Source organism: Ralstonia sp. 22086 (genome assembly GCF_052045975.1).
Lineage (GTDB): Bacteria > Pseudomonadota > Gammaproteobacteria > Burkholderiales > Burkholderiaceae > Ralstonia > Ralstonia wenshanensis.
The window spans coordinates 1,030,034-1,047,397 of the sequence record NZ_JBQEPZ010000001.1 but is presented as its reverse complement, the minus strand read 5'-3'; the positions used below and the strand labels follow the sequence as shown (position 1 = coordinate 1,047,397).

The window sequence follows — 17,364 nt, the reverse complement described above, 5'->3', positions numbered from 1 at the left end:
ACGACGAGGACGCGCGCAAGATGCCCATGACCAAGTCCGAACTCGTGGAAAAGCTGGCCGCTCGCTTTCCGCAGCTGCTGCTGCGGGATGCCGATATCGCGGTCAAGACGATCCTGGATGCGATGTCCGACGCCCTGGCGGACGGCCACCGCATCGAGATCCGCGGATTCGGAAGCTTCGGTCTGAATCGTCGTCCGCCGCGTGTCGGTCGCAATCCCAAGTCTGGCGAGAAGGTGCTGGTGCCCGAAAAGCGGGTGCCTCACTTCAAGGCGGGCAAGGAGTTGCGCGAACGGGTTGACCGCAGCCTGGAGCGGCAAGGCGAGCCTTCTTTGGAGGGCGAGCCTGCCGTGTCGCTCGCGACTGTAAAGGCTTCGAGACAGGCTGACAGCACCCGCCAGGCTGCCGGTTTTCCGGTAGACACGGCGGTGCCGCTGGCAATGTCGCGCTAAGCCTAGGTAGCACTTGGTAGCTTCAGGAACGCCCCGCTTGCCGGGGCGTTTTTTATTCCGGCGATGCTTGTCTGCCGCCAAGCCTGGCGTGGCTGGCCGCCATATGAATCCGCTACAATGCGGCACAACCCGGCAATCGCGCCGTTTCCGGCTGTTGCACCGCCGCCCGTTTCCGAATCCGCATGAAATTTCTCGTCTGGGTCATCCGCATTCTGTTGTTCGTGCTGCTCTTCGTGCTGGCACTGCACAACACGGCGGAAGTCTCGCTCGTGCTGCCGTTTGGCGTGGTCTGGCATGCACCGCTGATCCTGATCGCCTTGGCGTTCTTTGTCGCCGGCATCTTGTTGGCCATGCTGGCCATGGCTCCGCGTGTGATGCGACATCGCTTTACGGCAAGCCGCTTGCGCCGCCAGATCGGTCGCATGAAGAAGGCGGATGAGGTGACCGAGGTGCCCACGCCCGTTGTCGCCGATTCTCCGTATCACGTTCCCGGCCCCAAGGTCTGACGCATGGATTTTGATCTCTGGTGGCTGTTGGCCATCCCCCTGGTGTTTGGCTTGGGCTGGGTGGCTGCGCGGCTCGATGCCCGCCAGTTGCGCACCGAACAATCGTCGCTGCCGCGCTCGTACTTCAAGGGGCTCAATTTCCTGCTCAACGAGCAGCCGGACAAGGCTATCGACGCTTTCATTGAAGTTGCGCGTCTGGACCCGGAGACCACGGAGCTGCACTTTGCGCTCGGTAGCCTGTTCCGCCGCCGCGGTGAAACCGAGCGCGCCATCCGCGTTCACCAAAATCTCGTCAATCGCCCGGATCTTCCCCCCAATGAGCGCGATCACGCGCTGTTTGAACTGGGACAGGATTTCCTGCGCGCCGGCCTGCTGGATCGCGCAGAGGAATCCCTGCGCATGCTGATGGAGGGCACATTCGCTGAGCCAGCCAAGCGCGTGCTGCTCGAGTTGTACGAGGTCGAAAAGGAGTGGCGCAAGGCGATTGAAGCTGCGCGTGAATTGCAGAAGCTGCAAGGCAAGGATTACGCCGTGCAGATCGCGCAGTTCTGCTGCGAAGTCGCCCAGGAAGCGCTGCAGCGCAAGGACGTACCGACCGCCGTCGAGTGGCTGGAGCGTGCGCTGCAGGAGAATCCGAAGAACGTGCGCGCCACCATTCAGTTGGGCGACGTGGCGCAAGGGCAGGGCGATGTTGAAGGCGCCATCAAGCGTTGGCGCAGCATCGAACAGCAAAACACGGCCTTCTTGCCGTTGGTGGCTGAACGCCTGATGAAGGCGTACACGCAGCTTGGCCGCGCGGCCGAGGGACTCGCATGGCTGCGCTCCAAGATGGACGCGCGCCTGGGCCCCGAACTGCTCGATACGGTCTACAAGTACGAATTGGATGTGCACGGTATTGACGATGCCGTGGCGCTGATGCGCGATCAGATCCGTCGTCAGCCGTCGTTGATGGCGTTGACGCGGCTCGTGGAAGCCGAAGCAACCCGCGCGTCCGAGGCGGTTGGCAGTGAAGCACCCGCGGCGGCCGACGCCGCCGAAAGTGCGCTGGCAGACCCCGTTGAAGCGGGCAGCAATGCCGATATCCAGCGCGCGCAGGATCTCGGCGCCATTCGCGATTTGCTGCAAAGCCGTACGCGCAATCTGGCGCGCTATACCTGCCAGGAGTGCGGTTTCCGCGCGCGTCTGTTCTATTGGCAGTGCCCTGGCTGCAACCGTTGGGAAACGTATGCACCGCGCCGTACCGAGACGCTCGGCGGCAGCGGCGGTGCCAGCATGTAATTCAGTCCGGCGCGGCCTGCTTGTAGCGGCCGCGCTGGCGCTTTTTTAATCTTCAAGTGTTCGTATGAAAATCACCATCATCGGTAGCGGTTATGTCGGTCTGGTCACCGGCGCATGTTTGGCGGAGCTGGGCAACGATGTGTTCTGCCTCGACGTCGACCAGAAGAAGATCGACCTGCTCAACGCCGGCGGCGTGCCCATCTACGAACCGGGCCTGAAGGAACTCATCGAGCGTAACCGCGCGGCCGGCCGCATCCAGTTTTCGACCGACGTGGCAGCCAGCGTGGCGCACGGCGACGTGCAATTCATCGCCGTGGGCACGCCGCCCGATGAAGACGGCTCCGCCGACCTGAAGTACGTGCTGGCGGCCGCGCGCAACATCGCCCAGCACATGGCGGGCTTCAAGGTGATCGTCGACAAATCGACGGTGCCGGTGGGAACGGGCGACAAGGTGCGCGCCGCGGTTGGCGAAGTGCTGGCAACGCGCGGCAAGTCGGACATCGGCTTCTCGGTCGTGTCGAATCCGGAATTCCTGAAAGAAGGCGCCGCGGTGGACGACTTCATGCGCCCGGACCGCATCGTGCTCGGCACGTATGGCGATAACGATGGCCTGCGCGCAAAGGCCATCATGCGCACGTTGTACGCGCCGTTCAACCGCAACCATGAGCGCACGTTCTACATGGACGTGCGCTCCGCCGAGTTCACCAAATACGCGGCCAATTCGATGCTGGCCACGCGCATCTCGTTCATGAACGAGATGGCCAATCTCGCCGACAAGGTGGGTGCGGATATCGAACTCGTTCGCCTGGGCATCGGCTCCGACCCGCGTATCGGCTACAGCTTCCTCTACGCTGGCACCGGCTACGGCGGTTCATGCTTCCCCAAGGATGTGCAGGCGCTGGTGCGCACGGCACAGGAGTACGGCCAGACGCTGCACGTGCTCGAAGCCGTTGAAGCCGTCAATGACAAGCAGAAGGAAGTGCTGGTCGGCAAGATCGAAGACCGCATGGGCGCCGACCTGACCGGCCGCACGTTCGCCATCTGGGGCCTGGCTTTCAAGCCGAATACTGACGACATGCGCGAAGCACCGAGCCGCATCCTGATTGCCGCGCTGCTGGCGCGCGGTGCGCGCGTGCAAGTGTATGACCCGGTTGCGATGGAAGAAGCCCGCCATGCGCTGGCACTCGATCTTTCTGCCGAGCAACTGGAACGCGTGACGTTCTGCGCCGGTCAGATGGACGCGCTCAAGAATGCCGATGCGCTGGTCATCGTGACCGAGTGGAAGGCATTCCGCAGCCCGGATTTCAACGCCGTAAAGGCCATGTTGAAGACGCCGATGGTGTTCGACGGCCGCAACCTGTTCGAGCCGCAAGCCATGCGCGATGCGGGCTTTGAATACCAGGCCATCGGGCGCTCCACCCAATCGTAATCACCGAGACCCACCGGCCACTGCCGACGCCCAGACCCATGACCACGCTCGCTTCCGAACAGATCCACGCCGCCCGCATTCTCGTGGTCGGCGACATGATGCTCGACCGCTACTGGTTTGGAGACGTCGATCGGATTTCGCCGGAAGCACCGGTACCGGTCGTGCAGATCAAGCGCCAGGAAGAACGCCTTGGTGGTGCCGCCAACGTGGCGCGCAACGTGGCGGCACTGGGCGCACAGGCCACCATGCTCGGGGTGATTGGCGACGACGAACCGGGCCGCACCATCGAAACGCTGCTTGGCGAGAGCCACGTTACGGGTCACCTGCATCGCGATCCGGCGGTCAACACGACGATCAAGCTGCGCGTGCTGGCACGTCAGCAACAATTGATACGCGTTGACTTTGAAAATGCGCCCACGCACGAAGTGCTGATGTCGGTGCTCGATCGTTTCGCCATGCTGGTGCCGCAGCACGACGTGGTGGTGCTGTCGGACTACGGTAAGGGCGGTCTCACGCACGTCGGCAAGATGATCGAGATGTCGCGCCACGCCGGCCGCCGCGTGCTGGTCGACCCGAAGGGCGACGATTATTCGCGCTACAAGGGCGCAACCATGATTACGCCCAACCGCGCTGAAATGCGCCAGGTGGTGGGCTCGTGGAAATCCGAGCAGGACCTCACCATCCGTGCACAAAACCTGCGCCGCGAACTGCAGCTAGAGGCACTGCTGCTTACACGCTCGGAAGAAGGCATGACGCTTTATACCGAGCACGAGGTGTTGCACGTGTCAGCGCAGGCACGGGAAGTATTCGACGTCTCGGGCGCAGGCGATACCGTGATCGCCACGCTGGCCGCGTTGCTTGGCGCGGGCGCCAACATCAAGGAAGCCGTGCAGTATGCGAATCGCGCAGGCGGCATCGTCGTCGGCAAGCTGGGCACGGCTGTCGTCACCCACGCAGAACTCTTCAACTGATCATCCGATCAACAGATCATGACCATCATCGTCACCGGAGCCGCCGGCTTTATCGGCGCCAACATCGTTAAAGGCCTGAATGAGCGCGGCGAGAGCGACATCATCGCCGTCGACAACCTCACGCGGGCCGACAAGTTCAAGAACATCGTCGACTGCCAGATCAGCGACTACCTGGACAAGACCGATTTTGTCGAACGCTTTGCGCGCGGCGAGTTCGGCAAGGTCCGCGCGATCTTCCATGAGGGCGCCTGCTCCGACACCATGGAGACCGATGGCCGCTACATGATGGATAACAATTACCGTTACTCGCTGGCGGTGATGCGCGCGTGTCTGGACCAAGGCGTGCAGTTCCTCTATGCCTCGTCGGCTGCCACGTACGGCGCGTCGGAAACGTTCCGCGAAGAGCCCGAGTTCGAGCGGCCGCTCAACGTATATGGGTACTCCAAGTTGCTGTTCGACCAGATCGTGCGCCGTGTCATGCCGACGGCGCTGTCTCAGATCGTCGGCTTCCGCTACTTCAACGTCTACGGCCCGCGCGAGCAGCACAAGGGTCGCATGGCGTCGGTGGCATTCCACAACTTCAACCAGTTCCGCGCAGAAGGTACGGTCAAGCTGTTCGGCGAGTACAACGGCTACCCACAAGGCGGCCAAATGCGCGATTTCGTGTCGGTGGAAGATGTGGTGAAGGTCAACCTGTTCTTCTTCGACAATCCGGACAAGTCTGGCATCTTCAATCTCGGCACGGGCCGTGCGCAGCCGTTCAACGACATCGCCACGACGGTCGTGAACACATTGCGCGCAGCGGAAGGCAAGCCTGCGCTTTCCACCGAAGAGCTGGCACAGGAAGGCCTGATCGAATACGTAAAATTTCCCGATGCGTTGCGTGGCAAGTACCAGTGCTTCACGCAGGCTGACCAGTCGCGCCTGCGCGCGGCAGGTTACACGGCACCGTTCCTGACGGTCCAGGAAGGCGTGGAGCGTTACTGCCAGTGGCTGTTGAAGCAGCCGGCCTGACCGCTCAGTCGTTTCAAGAATCAGACAGCGTGTGACTTTTTGTCCGCGCGCAGCGGCATCGCCAGGATGCTCTTTAAGATGTGCCGAAACCGCCGCTCACGTGGCGGTTTTTTATTCCCTATACCAAGGAGAAGCACATGTTGAAGAAGCTGTTGGCCACCGCCTTGATGTCGCTGTCGATGCTGTCCGCCTCGTGGGCTGCGGTAGACGTGAATACCGCAGATCACGCTGCGCTGGAAACGTTGTCCGGCATCGGCCCCAAGCGTTCCAAATCGATCATTGAAGAGCGCACCAAGAACGGCCCGTACAAAGACGCCACCGACTTCAAGGCTCGCGTGGCCGGCATTGGCGACAAGACGCTCGCCAAGCTGGAAAACGAAGGGCTGACTTTCGGTGCACCGGCACCGGTACCGACCGCCGTCAAGAAGGACGGTAAGGACGCGAAGAAGAAGTAAGCGAGGCAGTCATGCTGCCGACAACGCCCCACCTCGAGCGGGGCGTTTTGCCATGTGCGGGGCAGGGATTTTGGCTGCATTACAATGGCTGGATTCCCGTCCCCCACGCATCATGGCCTATCTCACCATCGAAGACACCATCGGCAACACGCCGCTGGTTCAGCTCCAACGCATTCCCGGCGAAGGCAACGCGCGCCGCGGCAATGTCATCCTCGGCAAACTCGAGGGCAATAACCCGGCCGGCTCGGTCAAGGATCGCCCCGCGCTGTCCATGATCAAGCACGCCGAAGCGCGTGGCCGCATCAAGCCGGGTGACACGCTGATCGAGTCCACGTCCGGCAACACGGGCATTGCCCTGGCCATGGCCGCCGCCGTGCGTGGTTACAAGATGGTGCTGATCATGCCGGAAGATCTGTCGGTTGAACGCCGCCAGAGCATGGCTGCTTACGGCGCGGAGATCATTCTCACCCCCGTCAAGGGCGGCATGGAATACGCACGCGACCTGGCCGACGCGATGGAAAAGGAAGGCAAGGGCGTCATCCTCGATCAGTTTGCCAACCCGGACAACCCGCTTGCGCATTACGAGACCACCGGGCCCGAACTGTGGCGCGACACCGAAGGCCGCATCACGCATTTCGTCTCGGCGATGGGGACGACGGGCACGATTACTGGTGTCTCGCGCTTCCTGAAAGAAAAGAACGCCGACATCCAGATCGTGGGCGCACAGCCGGAAGAAGGTTCGCGCATTCCGGGCATCCGCAAGTGGCCCGAGGCGTACATGCCGAAGATCTACGATCCGAAGTACATCGATCGTACCGAGTCGGTGAGCCAGTCCGACGCCGAGCACATGGCACGTCGCATGGCTCGCGAAGAAGGCATTTTTTGTGGGATCTCTGCGGCGGGTGCGTTGTGCGTGGCGCTGCGTGTGGCAGAGGAAGTTGAAAACGCCACGATCGTTTTCGTGGTGTGCGACCGGGGCGATCGTTACCTGTCGACGGGCGTCTTCCCTGCCTGACGGTACGCCGCATCGCCAAATAAAAAGCGCAGCCGAGGCTGCGCTTTTTATTTGCACTGACGGCGGATCAACTCCGCATCGCCTGCCGCACGGCCTGGCCCAGCTCGTACACCGCAGCCGCGTAAAAGAAGCTGCGGTTGTAGCGCGTGAGCACGTAGAAGTTGCGCAGGCCGACGCGGTACTCGGTCGGCTGACCCGGCGTGGGCAGATCGATCATCAGCACTTCAGTTTCCTGCTCGCGTGCGGCATCGACGCCCGGAGCCAGCGCCAGACCGGCGCGTGTGAGCCTGGACAGCGTCATGCCGGGATACGGTTGGCCGTCTGCGGCCGCCGCCGCGATGCCCTGGCTGTCGGCATCGCCTGCAATGTTCCACATCACGGGGCGGTTTGGTTCCCAGCCGTGCATCTGCAGGAAGCGCGCGACGCTGCCGATGGCGTCTACCGCGCTGTTGCGCAGATCGATGTGGCCGTCGCGGTCGTAATCGATGGCGTATTCGCGGATGCTGGTCGGCATGAATTGCGGAATGCCGACCGCGCCCGCATATGAGCCAAGGATCGAAAACGCATCCGCGCCCGTGTCTCGGCACCAGAGCAGGAAGTCCTTCAACTGGTTGCGGAACATCGTGCTGCGGTCTTCGCGGTTGCGCGTGTCGGGGTAGTCGAAGGCCAGCGTGGACAGCGCGTCCATCACGCGGAAGTTGCCCATGTCTCGGCCGTAAATGGTCTCGACGCCCAGGATGCCCACGATCACGTCGGCCGGTACGCCGAATTCGTTCTCCGCGCGGCGCAGCGTGTCGCCGTATTGCTGCCAGAACCGTACGCCGGCGCCAATGCGGATCGGCTCGATGAAGCGGCCGCGATAGGCCGTCCAGCTGCGACGCGCGGGCGTGGCCGGCGGCAGGATCAGGCGTGCCACGGTGGCGGAATAGGCCGTGCCCGCAAACAGCGTATCGAGCGATGTCCGGTCAAAGTTGTACTGCGCGACCAGCATGCCGATGAAGGCCTGCGTTTGCGGGTTGTTGCGATAACGATCGGGGTCGATCTCTTCTTCATGCACCGCGACGCGGCGCTTGGGCGACTTGGAGACTTTCTTGGCAGCCAGCGAGAGCGCCGGGAAAGAGAGCGCGGAGAGCGCGGCGCCAGCCACCAGGGCGCGCAATACGGGACGACGGGAAGAAGGCGATTGGCTCATGGGCAGGCTTCATACGGGATCGGGGCATTGTAGCGGATGCGTCTGTTGGATCGCCCCGGGGCGTGCGGCGTTGTCGCACCGCCGTGCTAACGTAGCGGCTGGAGACACTGAAACACACCGGATCACAACAACATGGCGACCGGCCTTTACACGCATCCTGAATTCCTCCGGCACGAGATGGGGCCGCACCATCCCGAATGCCCGGACCGCCTGCGCGCGATCGAAGATCAACTCATCGCCAGCCGCATCGACGACCTGCTCGTTCCTTGCGAGGCGCCGCCCGCCACCGAAGCGCAGCTGTGCCGCGTCCATCGCAGCGAATACGTGCGCGAACTGGTGGCCAGCGTGCCGATTGCCGGCTATATGCCGATCGATCCCGACACCTCGATGAACCCGCACACCTATATGGCCGCGGTGCTCGCTGCAGGTGCCGCGGTGGATGCCACCGATAAGGTCATCGCCGGCGAGCTGGAAAACGCCTTCTGCAGCGTGCGCCCACCCGGCCACCATGCCGAGCCGGGGCGCGCAATGGGCTTCTGCTTCTTCAACAATGTGGCGGTCGCCGCGCGTCATGCGCTGGACCATCACGGCTTGCAGCGCGTGGCGATCGTCGACTTTGACGTGCACCACGGCAACGGCACCGAAGCGGCGTTCATCGATGAGCCGCGCGTGCTGATGTGCAGCATCTTCCAGCACCCGTTCTATCCGTATTCCGGCTCCGAGACGGTGGCGGCCAATATGGTGAACATCCCGCTGCCGGCATACACCAATGGCCTGACCGTGCGTGAGGTGGTGGAAACGATCTGGTTGCCGCGTCTGGAGGCGTTCCAGCCGGAGATGCTGTTCATTTCCGCCGGCTTCGATGCGCACCGCGAAGATGATCTGGGCCAGATGGGCCTGGTCGAGGCGGACTACGCGTGGATTACGAAGCAACTCATGCAAGTGGCGCGCACGCACGCCAAGGGCCGCATTGTCAGTTGCCTGGAGGGTGGCTACAACCTCAGTGCGCTGGGCCGCAGCGTGGTGGCGCACATCAAGGCGCTGGCGGAGCTTTAGGCCAGCGACGATGACGAATCGTTGATGACATTCGAAAAAGTAATAAAGACATCGTTAAAGAATCGTTCCTCGCATGTAGGGTCTGCCTTACACTAGCGCCTCATTCAAACAAAAAAGAGACGGCAACGGCCTAGGCACAGGGCGGTTGCCGTTTTTGTCTGTACGCATGATCAAACTCAAGGGGATATCGCAGCACTTTCGGGGAGCGGGCGGCCATGACGTCCAAGCGCTGCGCGACGTCGACCTGACCATCAATCGGGGCGAGATTTTCGGCATCATCGGCCGCAGCGGCGCGGGTAAGAGCACGCTGGTTCGCGTGATCAATCTGCTGAACCGGCCGACCTCCGGCACCGTCACCGTGGCGGGGCAGGAGCTCACCGCACTCAATGCCGACGGCCTGCGCCAGGCGCGCCGCAAGATCGGCATGATCTTCCAGCACTTCAATTTGCTGTCGTCGCGCACCGTGTACGACAACGTGGCGTTGCCGCTGGAGTTGGCCGGCACATCGCGCGAACGCATCCGCGAGATCGTCTTGCCACTGCTGGAACTGGTGGGCCTGTCCGCGCATAAGGACCGCTACCCCGCGCAGATTTCCGGTGGTCAGAAGCAGCGCGTTGGCATCGCACGCGCGCTGGCGAGCCAGCCGGATGTGCTGCTCTCCGACGAGGCGACCTCCGCGCTGGACCCGGAGACGACGCGCTCGATTCTTGACCTGCTGCGCAAGATCAACCGCGAATTGGGGTTGACCATCGTGCTGATCACGCACCAGATGGAAGTCATCAAGCAGGTGTGCGACCGCGTGGCGGTACTCGACGCCGGCCGGGTAGTGGAACTGGGCCGCGTGATCGACGTGTTCCTGAAGCCTGAGCATGACGTGACGCGCGCGCTCATCGGCGAGGTGATCTCGCAAGAGTTGCCGCCCTCCGTTCTGGCGCGCGTAGAAAGCCGCCTCACAGCACGCGAGCGAGGTGGCCGTGATCATCTGTTCCGTCTCGCCTTTACGGGCGCAGGCGTAGACCAGCCGGTGCTGGCGCAGGCGATCCGCAACTACGGGCTCGACTTCAACATCCTGCACGGCCATATCGACGAGATCCAGGGTCAGGCATTCGGCTCGCTCGCCATCCTGGCTTCGGGCGAAACCGCCGACATCAGCAACGCGATGAACTTCCTGCGTGAACAAGGCGTGGTGGTCGAGGAGATCAATCATGTGGTCTGACCTGACCGACCTGTTTCTGCCGGCCTTCTGGGAAACGCTCGCCATGGTCGGCGTGTCCGGTGGCATTGGTGCGCTGTTTGGCGTGCCGCTGGGCGTACTGCTGTATCTGACGACTTCGGGCGGCGTGCTGTCGGCGCCGGTGTTCAACCGCGTGGCAGGCCTCGTCGTCAATGCCGTGCGCTCGGTGCCGTTCATCATCCTGCTGGTCGCGGTGATTCCGTTCACCCGCTTGCTGGCGGGCTCGTCCATCGGCACCGCTGCGGCCATCGTGCCGCTCACGATTGCTGCGATTCCGTTTGTTGCGCGCCTGGTCGAGACTGCGCTGCGCGAAGTGGACCGTGGCCTGATCGAAGCCGCGCAGTCGATGGGCGCGACGACCGGCCAGCTCGTCTACAAGGTGTTGTTGCCCGAGGCGATGCCGGGCATCCTCGCCGGCCTGACGATCACCTTCGTCAGCCTTGTCGGCTACTCGGCCATGGCTGGCACCATCGGCGGCGGCGGCCTCGGGGATCTGGGCATCCGCTACGGTTATCAGCGCTATGAATCGGACATCATGCTGGCGGTGGTCGTCATCCTGATCGTCTTTGTGCAGGCGGTGCAATCGACGGGCGATTGGCTCGTGCGCCGCCTGAGCCACCGTTAATCACCCAATCGACAGACACAACGAGGAAACGCAATGAATCGCCGTCAACTGCTGCAATGGTCCGCGAGCCTGGGCGCCGCATTGGCACTGGTCGCAGGTAGCGCCCTGGCGCAGGGCAAGCCGATCAAGATCGGCGTGACCGCCGGCCCGCACGCCGAGATCATGGAAGAAGTGAAGAAGGTCGCCGAGAAAGACGGCCTGAAGCTCCAGATCGTCGAGTTCAACGATTACATCCAACCGAACGCCGCCTTGGCAGCCGGCGATCTGGACGCCAACAGCTATCAGCACCAGCCGTATCTGGACGACCAGATCGCGACGCGCGGCTATAAGTTCGTGAGTGTCGGTCAGACCATCACGTTCCCGATGGGGATCTACTCGAAGAAGATCAAGTCGCTGAAGGAACTGAAGGACGGTGCGCGCTTCGGCCTGCCGAACGACCCCACCAACGGCGGCCGCGCGCTGCTGCTGCTGCAATCGCAAGGCGTGATCAAGCTTAAGCCGAACGCGGGTTTCAAGGCCTCGCCGCGCGATGTGGCCGAGAACCCGAAGAAGCTGAAGTTTGTCGAGTTGGATGCCGCGCAACTGCCGCGCTCGCTGGATGATCTGGATGCCGCCGCCGTCAACGGTAACTACGCCGAGAAAGCCAACCTGGACCCGACCAAGGATGGCATCGCCATCGAAAGCCCCAAGGGCCCGTACGCCAATGTGATTGCCGTGCGTGCCGCTGACAAGGATCAGCCGTGGGTCGCCAAGCTGGTCAAGGCCTACCACTCGGATGCGGTGAAGGCGTTTGTGAAGGCCAAGTACAAAGACGCCGTGATCGTGGCTTGGTAAGCACTTTTACACACGGTTAGAGGGTTTCCCCCAACTCGTTGCCGGACGTTTGACTGGCGTCCGGCAAATTTTCGCGGTTAAAATAGCACGACCGTTCGTAAAAATTACGCGAGCGACCGGCCCCCCTTATAATGGCCGGCGTTTTGCAAAATCGTCTTATCAATTAGTGGAGTGAGCGCATGAAAGTCCTGGTCGCAGTCAAGCGCGTGATCGATTACAACGTGAAGGTTCGCGTTAAGACGGACGGCAGCGGTGTCGATCTTGCCAACGTCAAGATGAGCATGAACCCGTTCGACGAGATCGCCGTGGAAGAGGCGGTTCGCCTGAAAGAAGCTGGCGTCGCCACCGAAGTGATCGCCGTGTCGTGCGGCGTGACGCAGTGCCAGGAAACGCTGCGCACCGCCATGGCCATCGGCGCCGATCGCGGCATTCTGGTCGAGACGGCCGAAGAGCTGCAGCCGCTGGCCGTCGCCAAGCTGCTCAAGGCGCTGGTCGACAAAGAGCAGCCGCAGTTGATCATTCTCGGCAAGCAGGCGATTGACGACGACGCAAACCAGACCGGCCAGATGCTGGCTGCGCTGGCCGGCCTGCCGCAAGCGACGTTTGCCTCGAAGGTGCAGATTGCCGACGGCAAGGCTTCGGTCACGCGTGAAGTGGACGGCGGTCTGGAAACCCTGTCGGTCAAGCTGCCGGCCGTGGTCACCACCGACCTGCGCCTGAACGAGCCGCGCTACGTGACGCTGCCGAACATCATGAAGGCGAAGAAGAAGCCGCTCGACACGGTCAAGCCCGAAGACCTGGGCGTGGACGTTGCCCCGCGCCTGAAGACGCTGAAGGTGGTTGAGCCCGCCAAGCGCAGCGCCGGCGTGATGGTGCCCGATGTGGCCACGCTGGTGTCCAAGCTCAAGACGGAAGCCAAGGTGCTGTAAGCGGTCACGCTACTTGCACGCAACTTCAAGCACACCGAATAGGCAGATCAAGATGACCGCACTCGTTATTGCTGAACACGACAATCAATCCATCAAGGCCGCGACGCTGAACACCGTGGCTGCAGCCGTCCAATGCGGCGGCGACGTCCACGTGCTGGTGGCCGGCGCTGGCTGCGGCGCCGCTGCACAGGCCGCAGCGCAGATCGCTGGCGTGACCAAGGTGCTGGTGGCCGACGCGCCCCAGTTTGCCGATGGCCTGGCCGAGAACGTCGCCGAGCAGGCCCTGGCCATCGCCGGCAACTACAGCCATATCCTGGCGCCCGCCACCGCCTACGGCAAAAACATCCTGCCGCGCGTGGCCGCCAAGCTCGACGTGGCCCAACTGTCCGACATCACCAAGGTCGACAGCCCGGACACGTTCGAGCGCCCGATCTACGCCGGTAACGCGATTGCCACCGTGCAATCGGCCGACAAGGTGAAGGTGATCACCGTGCGTGGCACGGCCTTCGACCCGGCTGCCGCCACCGGTGGCTCCGCTGCAACCGAAAGCCTGACCGCCGTGGCAGACGCCGGCATCTCGCAATTCGTCTCGCGCGAAGTGACGAAGAGCGACCGCCCGGAACTGACAGCCGCGAAGATCATCGTGTCGGGCGGCCGCGGCGTGGGTTCGGGCGAGAACTACACCAAGGTGCTGACGCCGCTGGCGGACAAGCTGGGTGCCGCACTGGGCGCCTCGCGTGCCGCAGTGGACGCCGGCTTCGTGCCGAACGACTATCAGGTCGGCCAGACCGGCAAGATCGTGGCGCCGCAGCTGTACATCGCCGTCGGTATCTCGGGCGCGATCCAGCACTTGGCCGGCATGAAGGATTCGAAGGTGATCGTCGCGATCAACAAGGATCCGGAAGCGCCGATCTTCCAGGTGGCTGACTACGGCCTCGTGGGTGATCTGAACGCTGTCGTGCCGGAGCTGGTGACCGCACTGGGCTGATTGCACTGCGCAGCGCGCTTCACTTGATGCGCGCTGCAACGCCCGACGCAAAGCCGTTTCCGACCTGTTTGGAAACGGCTTTTTTATGCGTGAGCGCCATCAGGAGAGTGCGTCACGCACTCGATGAGGCACTGTCCTGATCGCGCTTAACAAGAGTTGGAGAGAGACATGACCTATCAAGCCCCAGTCAAGGACATGCTGTTCGTGATGAACGAGTTGGCCGGCCTGGACAACGTCGCGAAGCTGCCTGGCTTTGAAGACGCCACCGCCGACACGGCGCAAGCCGTGCTGGAAGAAAGCGCGCGCTTCACCGGTGAAGTGGTTGCGCCGCTCAATGTGGAAGGTGACCGCAATCCGAGCAGTTGGAAAGACGGCGTCGTCACGGCCACCGCGGGCTTCAAGGAAGCGTTTGCCCAGTTCGGTCAAGGTGGCTGGCAGGGCGTGCAGCACCCCTTGGAATACGGCGGCCAGGGCTTGCCCAAGCTGATCGCCACGGCGTGCATCGAAATGCTGAATGCGGCCAACCTGTCGTTCGCACTGTGTCCGCTGCTGACGGATGGTGCCATCGAGGCGTTGCTGACGGCCGGCACCGAAGAGCAGAAACAGCTTTTCGTCCCCAAGCTCATCTCGGGCGAATGGACGGGCACGATGAACCTGACCGAGCCGCAAGCCGGCTCCGACCTGGCACTCGTGCGCACGCGCGCCGAGCCCGTGGGCGACGGCACCTTCAAGATCTTCGGCACGAAGATCTTCATCACCTGGGGCGAGCACGACATGGCCGAGAACATCGTCCACCTTGTGCTGGCGCGCACGCCGGGCGCACCGGAGGGCGTGAAGGGCATCTCGCTGTTCGTGGTGCCGAAGTTCATGGTCAATGAAGACGGCTCGCTGGGTGCGCGCAACGATGCCCACTGCGTGTCGATCGAACACAAGCTCGGCATCAAGGCGAGCCCGACGGCCGTGCTGCAATTTGGCGACAACGGCGGCGCGATCGGCACGCTGGTCGGCGAAGAAAACCGCGGCCTGGAATACATGTTCATCATGATGAACGCGGCGCGTTATGCGGTGGGCATGCAGGGCATCGGCGTGTCGGAGCGCGCGTATCAGAAGGCTGTCGCCTATGCACGCGACCGCGTGCAGAGCCGCCCGGTAGATGGCTCTGCTGCCAAGGCCGTGCCCATCATTCACCACCCCGACGTCAAGCGCATGCTGCTGACGATGCGTGCCATGACCGAAGGCGCTCGCGCGCTGGCTTACGTGGCCGCCGCGGCGTGCGATGCTGGCCATCATGCTGCCGACGAAGCCGCACGCAAGCAGAACGCAGCGCTGTACGAATTCCTGGTGCCGATCGTGAAGGGCTGGAGCACGGAGATGTCGATTGACGTCACCAGCATGGGCGTGCAGGTGCACGGCGGCATGGGCTTTATCGAAGAGACGGGCGCCGCGCAGTTCTATCGTGATGCGCGCATCCTGCCGATCTACGAAGGCACCACGGCCATCCAGGCCAACGACCTGATCGGCCGTAAGACGGTGCGTGACGGCGGCGCGGTGGCGTTGGGCATCTGCGCGGAAATCGCCAAGGTGGAAGCGGCGCTGGCGGCGAAGGGCGGTGCGCATTGCGACGCGATGCGTGTGCGTTTGGCAGCCGGCCGTGAGGCGCTTGAATCGGTGGTACGCTTTGTGGTCGCGCAGACCAAGGCGCAGCCGAACGCCGTGTTCGCGGGCAGCGTGCCGTATCTGCGCCTGTGCGGCATCGTGCTGTCGGGTTGGCAGATGGCGCGTGCGCTGCTGGTGGCCATCGACCGAGAGAGCGAAGACCCGAACTTCTACGGCGCGAAGATCGCCACGGCGCGCGTGTTCGCTGACGTGTTGCTCACGCAGGCGCCGGGTATTGCGCAGAGTGTGCTGACGGGCGGCGAGACGATCGGTGCGGTGCCGGAAGTGCAGTTCTAAGCGGCGTCAGCGGCACAAATAAAAGGGAGGCTTCGGCCTCCCTTTTTGATTGTCTGCAGCGTAGGCGATCAGGCCAGCGCGGGCTTGGTTGCTGGCATCGGCGTGCCGCCCAGGTAGCGATACACCGACAGGTCATCCGAGCGGATGGCAGGCGAGCGGCCGGACACCAGATCCGACAGCAGCTTGCCCGAGCCGCATGCCATGGTCCAACCCAGCGTGCCGTGGCCCGTGTTGAGCCACAGGCCGCGCACGGGCGTCTGACCGACGATGGGCGTGCCGTCCGGCGTCATCGGGCGCAGGCCGGTCCAGAACGACGCGCGCGACACATCACCTGCACCCGGGAACAGATCGTTGACCACGAACTCCAGCGTCTTGCGCTTGCCCGGGTCGAGGCGCTTGTCGTAGCCGACGATCTGCGCCATGCCGCCCACGCGGATGCGGTCGTCAAAGCGCGTCACGGCCACTTTGTAGGTCTCGTCCAGGATGGTGGACACGGGGCTCTTCTCCGCATCCGTCATCGGTACGGTGATCGAGAAACCCTTGAGCGGGTAGACCGGCACGTTCACTAGGTTCTTCAGGAACGGCGTGCTGTAGCTGCCCAGCGCCACGACGACCAGGTCGGCGTCGATCGGCTGGCCGTCGACCAGCGCGCCACGCACGGCGTCGTTCTTGAAGATGAGGCTGTTGATCGTGCTGTTGAAACGGAAGCGCACGCCGAGCTTTTCCGCCATCGCTGCCAGGCGCGTGGTGAAGAGCTGGCAATCGCCCGTTTCGTCATTGGGTAGGCGCAAGCCACCGGCCAGCTTGTGGCGGGTCGAGGCCAGGCCTGGTTCACTGCGCACGAGGTCGTCGCGCGAAAGCAGTTCGTAGGGCACACCAGCACGCTCGAGCACGGCGATGTCATTCGCGGCGCCGTCGAGCTGTTGCTGGGTGCGGAAGATTTGCAGCGTGCCTTGCTGGCGGCCTTCGTAGGCGATGCCGGTGTCGGCGCGCAGGTCGCGGATGCAGTCGCGGCTGTACTCGGCCAGACGGACCATGCGCTCTTTATTTTGCGCATAGCTGGCAGCGTCGCAGTTTCGCAGCATCTGCCACATCCACTTGAGCTGGAAGAGGGTGCCGTCGGGGCGGATGGAGAGCGGCGCGTGCTGCTGAAACATCCACTTGATGGCCTTGAGCGGTACGCCCGGGGCCGCCCACGGCGACGCGTAGCCCGGCGAGATCTGGCCAGCATTGGCGAAGCTCGTCTCCAGCGCCGGACCGGCTTCGCGGTCGACGACGGTGACTTCATGGCCCGCGCGGGCCAGGTAATAGGCGCTGCTGACGCCAATCACGCCGCTGCCAAGAACGAGCACGCGCATGGTGATACTCCCCGGAGATGCATTTGCGATAGATGTCGCTATCGTATTCGCACAACACTAGTAATTGTTTCTGTATAT

17 protein-coding genes are annotated in these 17,364 nt (G+C 63.1%); 15 read left to right on the top strand and 2 right to left on the bottom strand.

The genetic code is table 11. The features are described 5' to 3' along the window. The first annotated feature begins 20 nt into the window (after positions 1-20). The 8 genes from ACTJK6_RS04910 to cysM all read left to right on the top strand — a co-directional run bounded on the left by ACTJK6_RS04910 (position 21) and on the right by cysM (position 7,117). Positions 21-449 (top strand): integration host factor subunit beta, encoded by a 429-nt coding sequence (locus tag ACTJK6_RS04910; RefSeq protein ID WP_045204506.1) that lies wholly within the window; start codon positions 21-23, stop codon positions 447-449. Positions 450-631: 182 nt separating this feature from the next. Further along, a complete protein-coding gene (locus ACTJK6_RS04905; RefSeq protein ID WP_232042292.1) occupies positions 632-955 on the top strand; it encodes a LapA family protein in 324 nt (107 codons plus the stop codon). Between the two features lie 3 nt (positions 956-958). Continuing rightward, positions 959-2,233, top strand: coding sequence for a lipopolysaccharide assembly protein LapB (lapB, locus tag ACTJK6_RS04900; protein ID WP_232042293.1), 1,275 nt, complete (start codon positions 959-961; stop codon positions 2,231-2,233). Positions 2,234-2,297: 64 nt separating this feature from the next. Beyond that, positions 2,298-3,662, top strand: coding sequence for a UDP-glucose dehydrogenase family protein (locus ACTJK6_RS04895; protein WP_440838446.1), 1,365 nt, complete (start codon positions 2,298-2,300; stop codon positions 3,660-3,662). Positions 3,663-3,700: 38 nt separating this feature from the next. Then, positions 3,701-4,633 (top strand): D-glycero-beta-D-manno-heptose-7-phosphate kinase, encoded by a 933-nt coding sequence (gene rfaE1, locus ACTJK6_RS04890; RefSeq protein WP_260802809.1) that lies wholly within the window; start codon positions 3,701-3,703, stop codon positions 4,631-4,633. 18 nt (positions 4,634-4,651) lie between these two features. Continuing rightward, entirely contained in the window at positions 4,652-5,647 is a 996-nt protein-coding gene (gene rfaD, locus ACTJK6_RS04885) for an ADP-glyceromanno-heptose 6-epimerase (RefSeq protein ID WP_440838445.1), read from the top strand. 137 nt (positions 5,648-5,784) lie between these two features. After that, entirely contained in the window at positions 5,785-6,102 is a 318-nt protein-coding gene (locus ACTJK6_RS04880) for a ComEA family DNA-binding protein (RefSeq protein ID WP_316868623.1), read from the top strand. 112 nt (positions 6,103-6,214) lie between these two features. Continuing rightward, positions 6,215-7,117, top strand: a complete 903-nt coding sequence (cysM, locus tag ACTJK6_RS04875; RefSeq protein ID WP_260802807.1) for a cysteine synthase CysM — start codon at positions 6,215-6,217, stop codon at positions 7,115-7,117. Positions 7,118-7,184: 67 nt separating this feature from the next. Here cysM and mltB read toward each other — a convergent pair whose 3' ends face one another. Beyond that, positions 7,185-8,309 (bottom strand): lytic murein transglycosylase B, encoded by a 1,125-nt coding sequence (mltB, locus tag ACTJK6_RS04870; RefSeq protein ID WP_440838444.1) that lies wholly within the window; start codon positions 8,307-8,309, stop codon positions 7,185-7,187. Between the two features lie 132 nt (positions 8,310-8,441). Between mltB and ACTJK6_RS04865 the strand changes: the two genes are divergently transcribed. The 7 genes from ACTJK6_RS04865 to ACTJK6_RS04835 all read left to right on the top strand — a co-directional run bounded on the left by ACTJK6_RS04865 (position 8,442) and on the right by ACTJK6_RS04835 (position 15,928). Beyond that, positions 8,442-9,365 (top strand): histone deacetylase family protein, encoded by a 924-nt coding sequence (locus ACTJK6_RS04865; protein WP_322016365.1) that lies wholly within the window; start codon positions 8,442-8,444, stop codon positions 9,363-9,365. A 166-nt stretch (positions 9,366-9,531) separates the two neighbouring features. Then, a complete protein-coding gene (locus ACTJK6_RS04860; RefSeq protein ID WP_440838443.1) occupies positions 9,532-10,581 on the top strand; it encodes a methionine ABC transporter ATP-binding protein in 1,050 nt (349 codons plus the stop codon). Next, a complete protein-coding gene (locus ACTJK6_RS04855) occupies positions 10,571-11,224 on the top strand; it encodes a methionine ABC transporter permease (protein ID WP_012761567.1) in 654 nt (217 codons plus the stop codon). The genes ACTJK6_RS04860 and ACTJK6_RS04855 overlap by 11 nt, the downstream gene beginning before the upstream one ends. 33 nt (positions 11,225-11,257) lie before the next feature. Continuing rightward, positions 11,258-12,058: a MetQ/NlpA family ABC transporter substrate-binding protein gene (locus tag ACTJK6_RS04850; RefSeq protein ID WP_232042302.1), complete on the top strand. Its 801-nt coding sequence runs from the start codon at positions 11,258-11,260 to the stop codon at positions 12,056-12,058. Positions 12,059-12,237: 179 nt separating this feature from the next. Next, a complete protein-coding gene (locus ACTJK6_RS04845; protein ID WP_260802802.1) occupies positions 12,238-12,987 on the top strand; it encodes an electron transfer flavoprotein subunit beta/FixA family protein in 750 nt (249 codons plus the stop codon). Between the two features lie 52 nt (positions 12,988-13,039). Next, positions 13,040-13,975: an electron transfer flavoprotein subunit alpha/FixB family protein gene (locus tag ACTJK6_RS04840; protein WP_440838442.1), complete on the top strand. Its 936-nt coding sequence runs from the start codon at positions 13,040-13,042 to the stop codon at positions 13,973-13,975. Between the two features lie 168 nt (positions 13,976-14,143). Next, on the top strand, positions 14,144-15,928 hold the full coding sequence (locus ACTJK6_RS04835) for an acyl-CoA dehydrogenase (RefSeq protein WP_440838441.1): 1,785 nt from the start codon (positions 14,144-14,146) through the stop codon (positions 15,926-15,928). A 68-nt stretch (positions 15,929-15,996) separates the two neighbouring features. On the opposite strand, the gene ACTJK6_RS04830 is transcribed toward ACTJK6_RS04835, so the two are convergent. Next, on the bottom strand, positions 15,997-17,286 hold the full coding sequence (locus ACTJK6_RS04830) for a D-amino acid dehydrogenase (RefSeq protein WP_232042306.1): 1,290 nt from the start codon (positions 17,284-17,286) through the stop codon (positions 15,997-15,999). Positions 17,287-17,364: the final 78 nt, after the last annotated feature.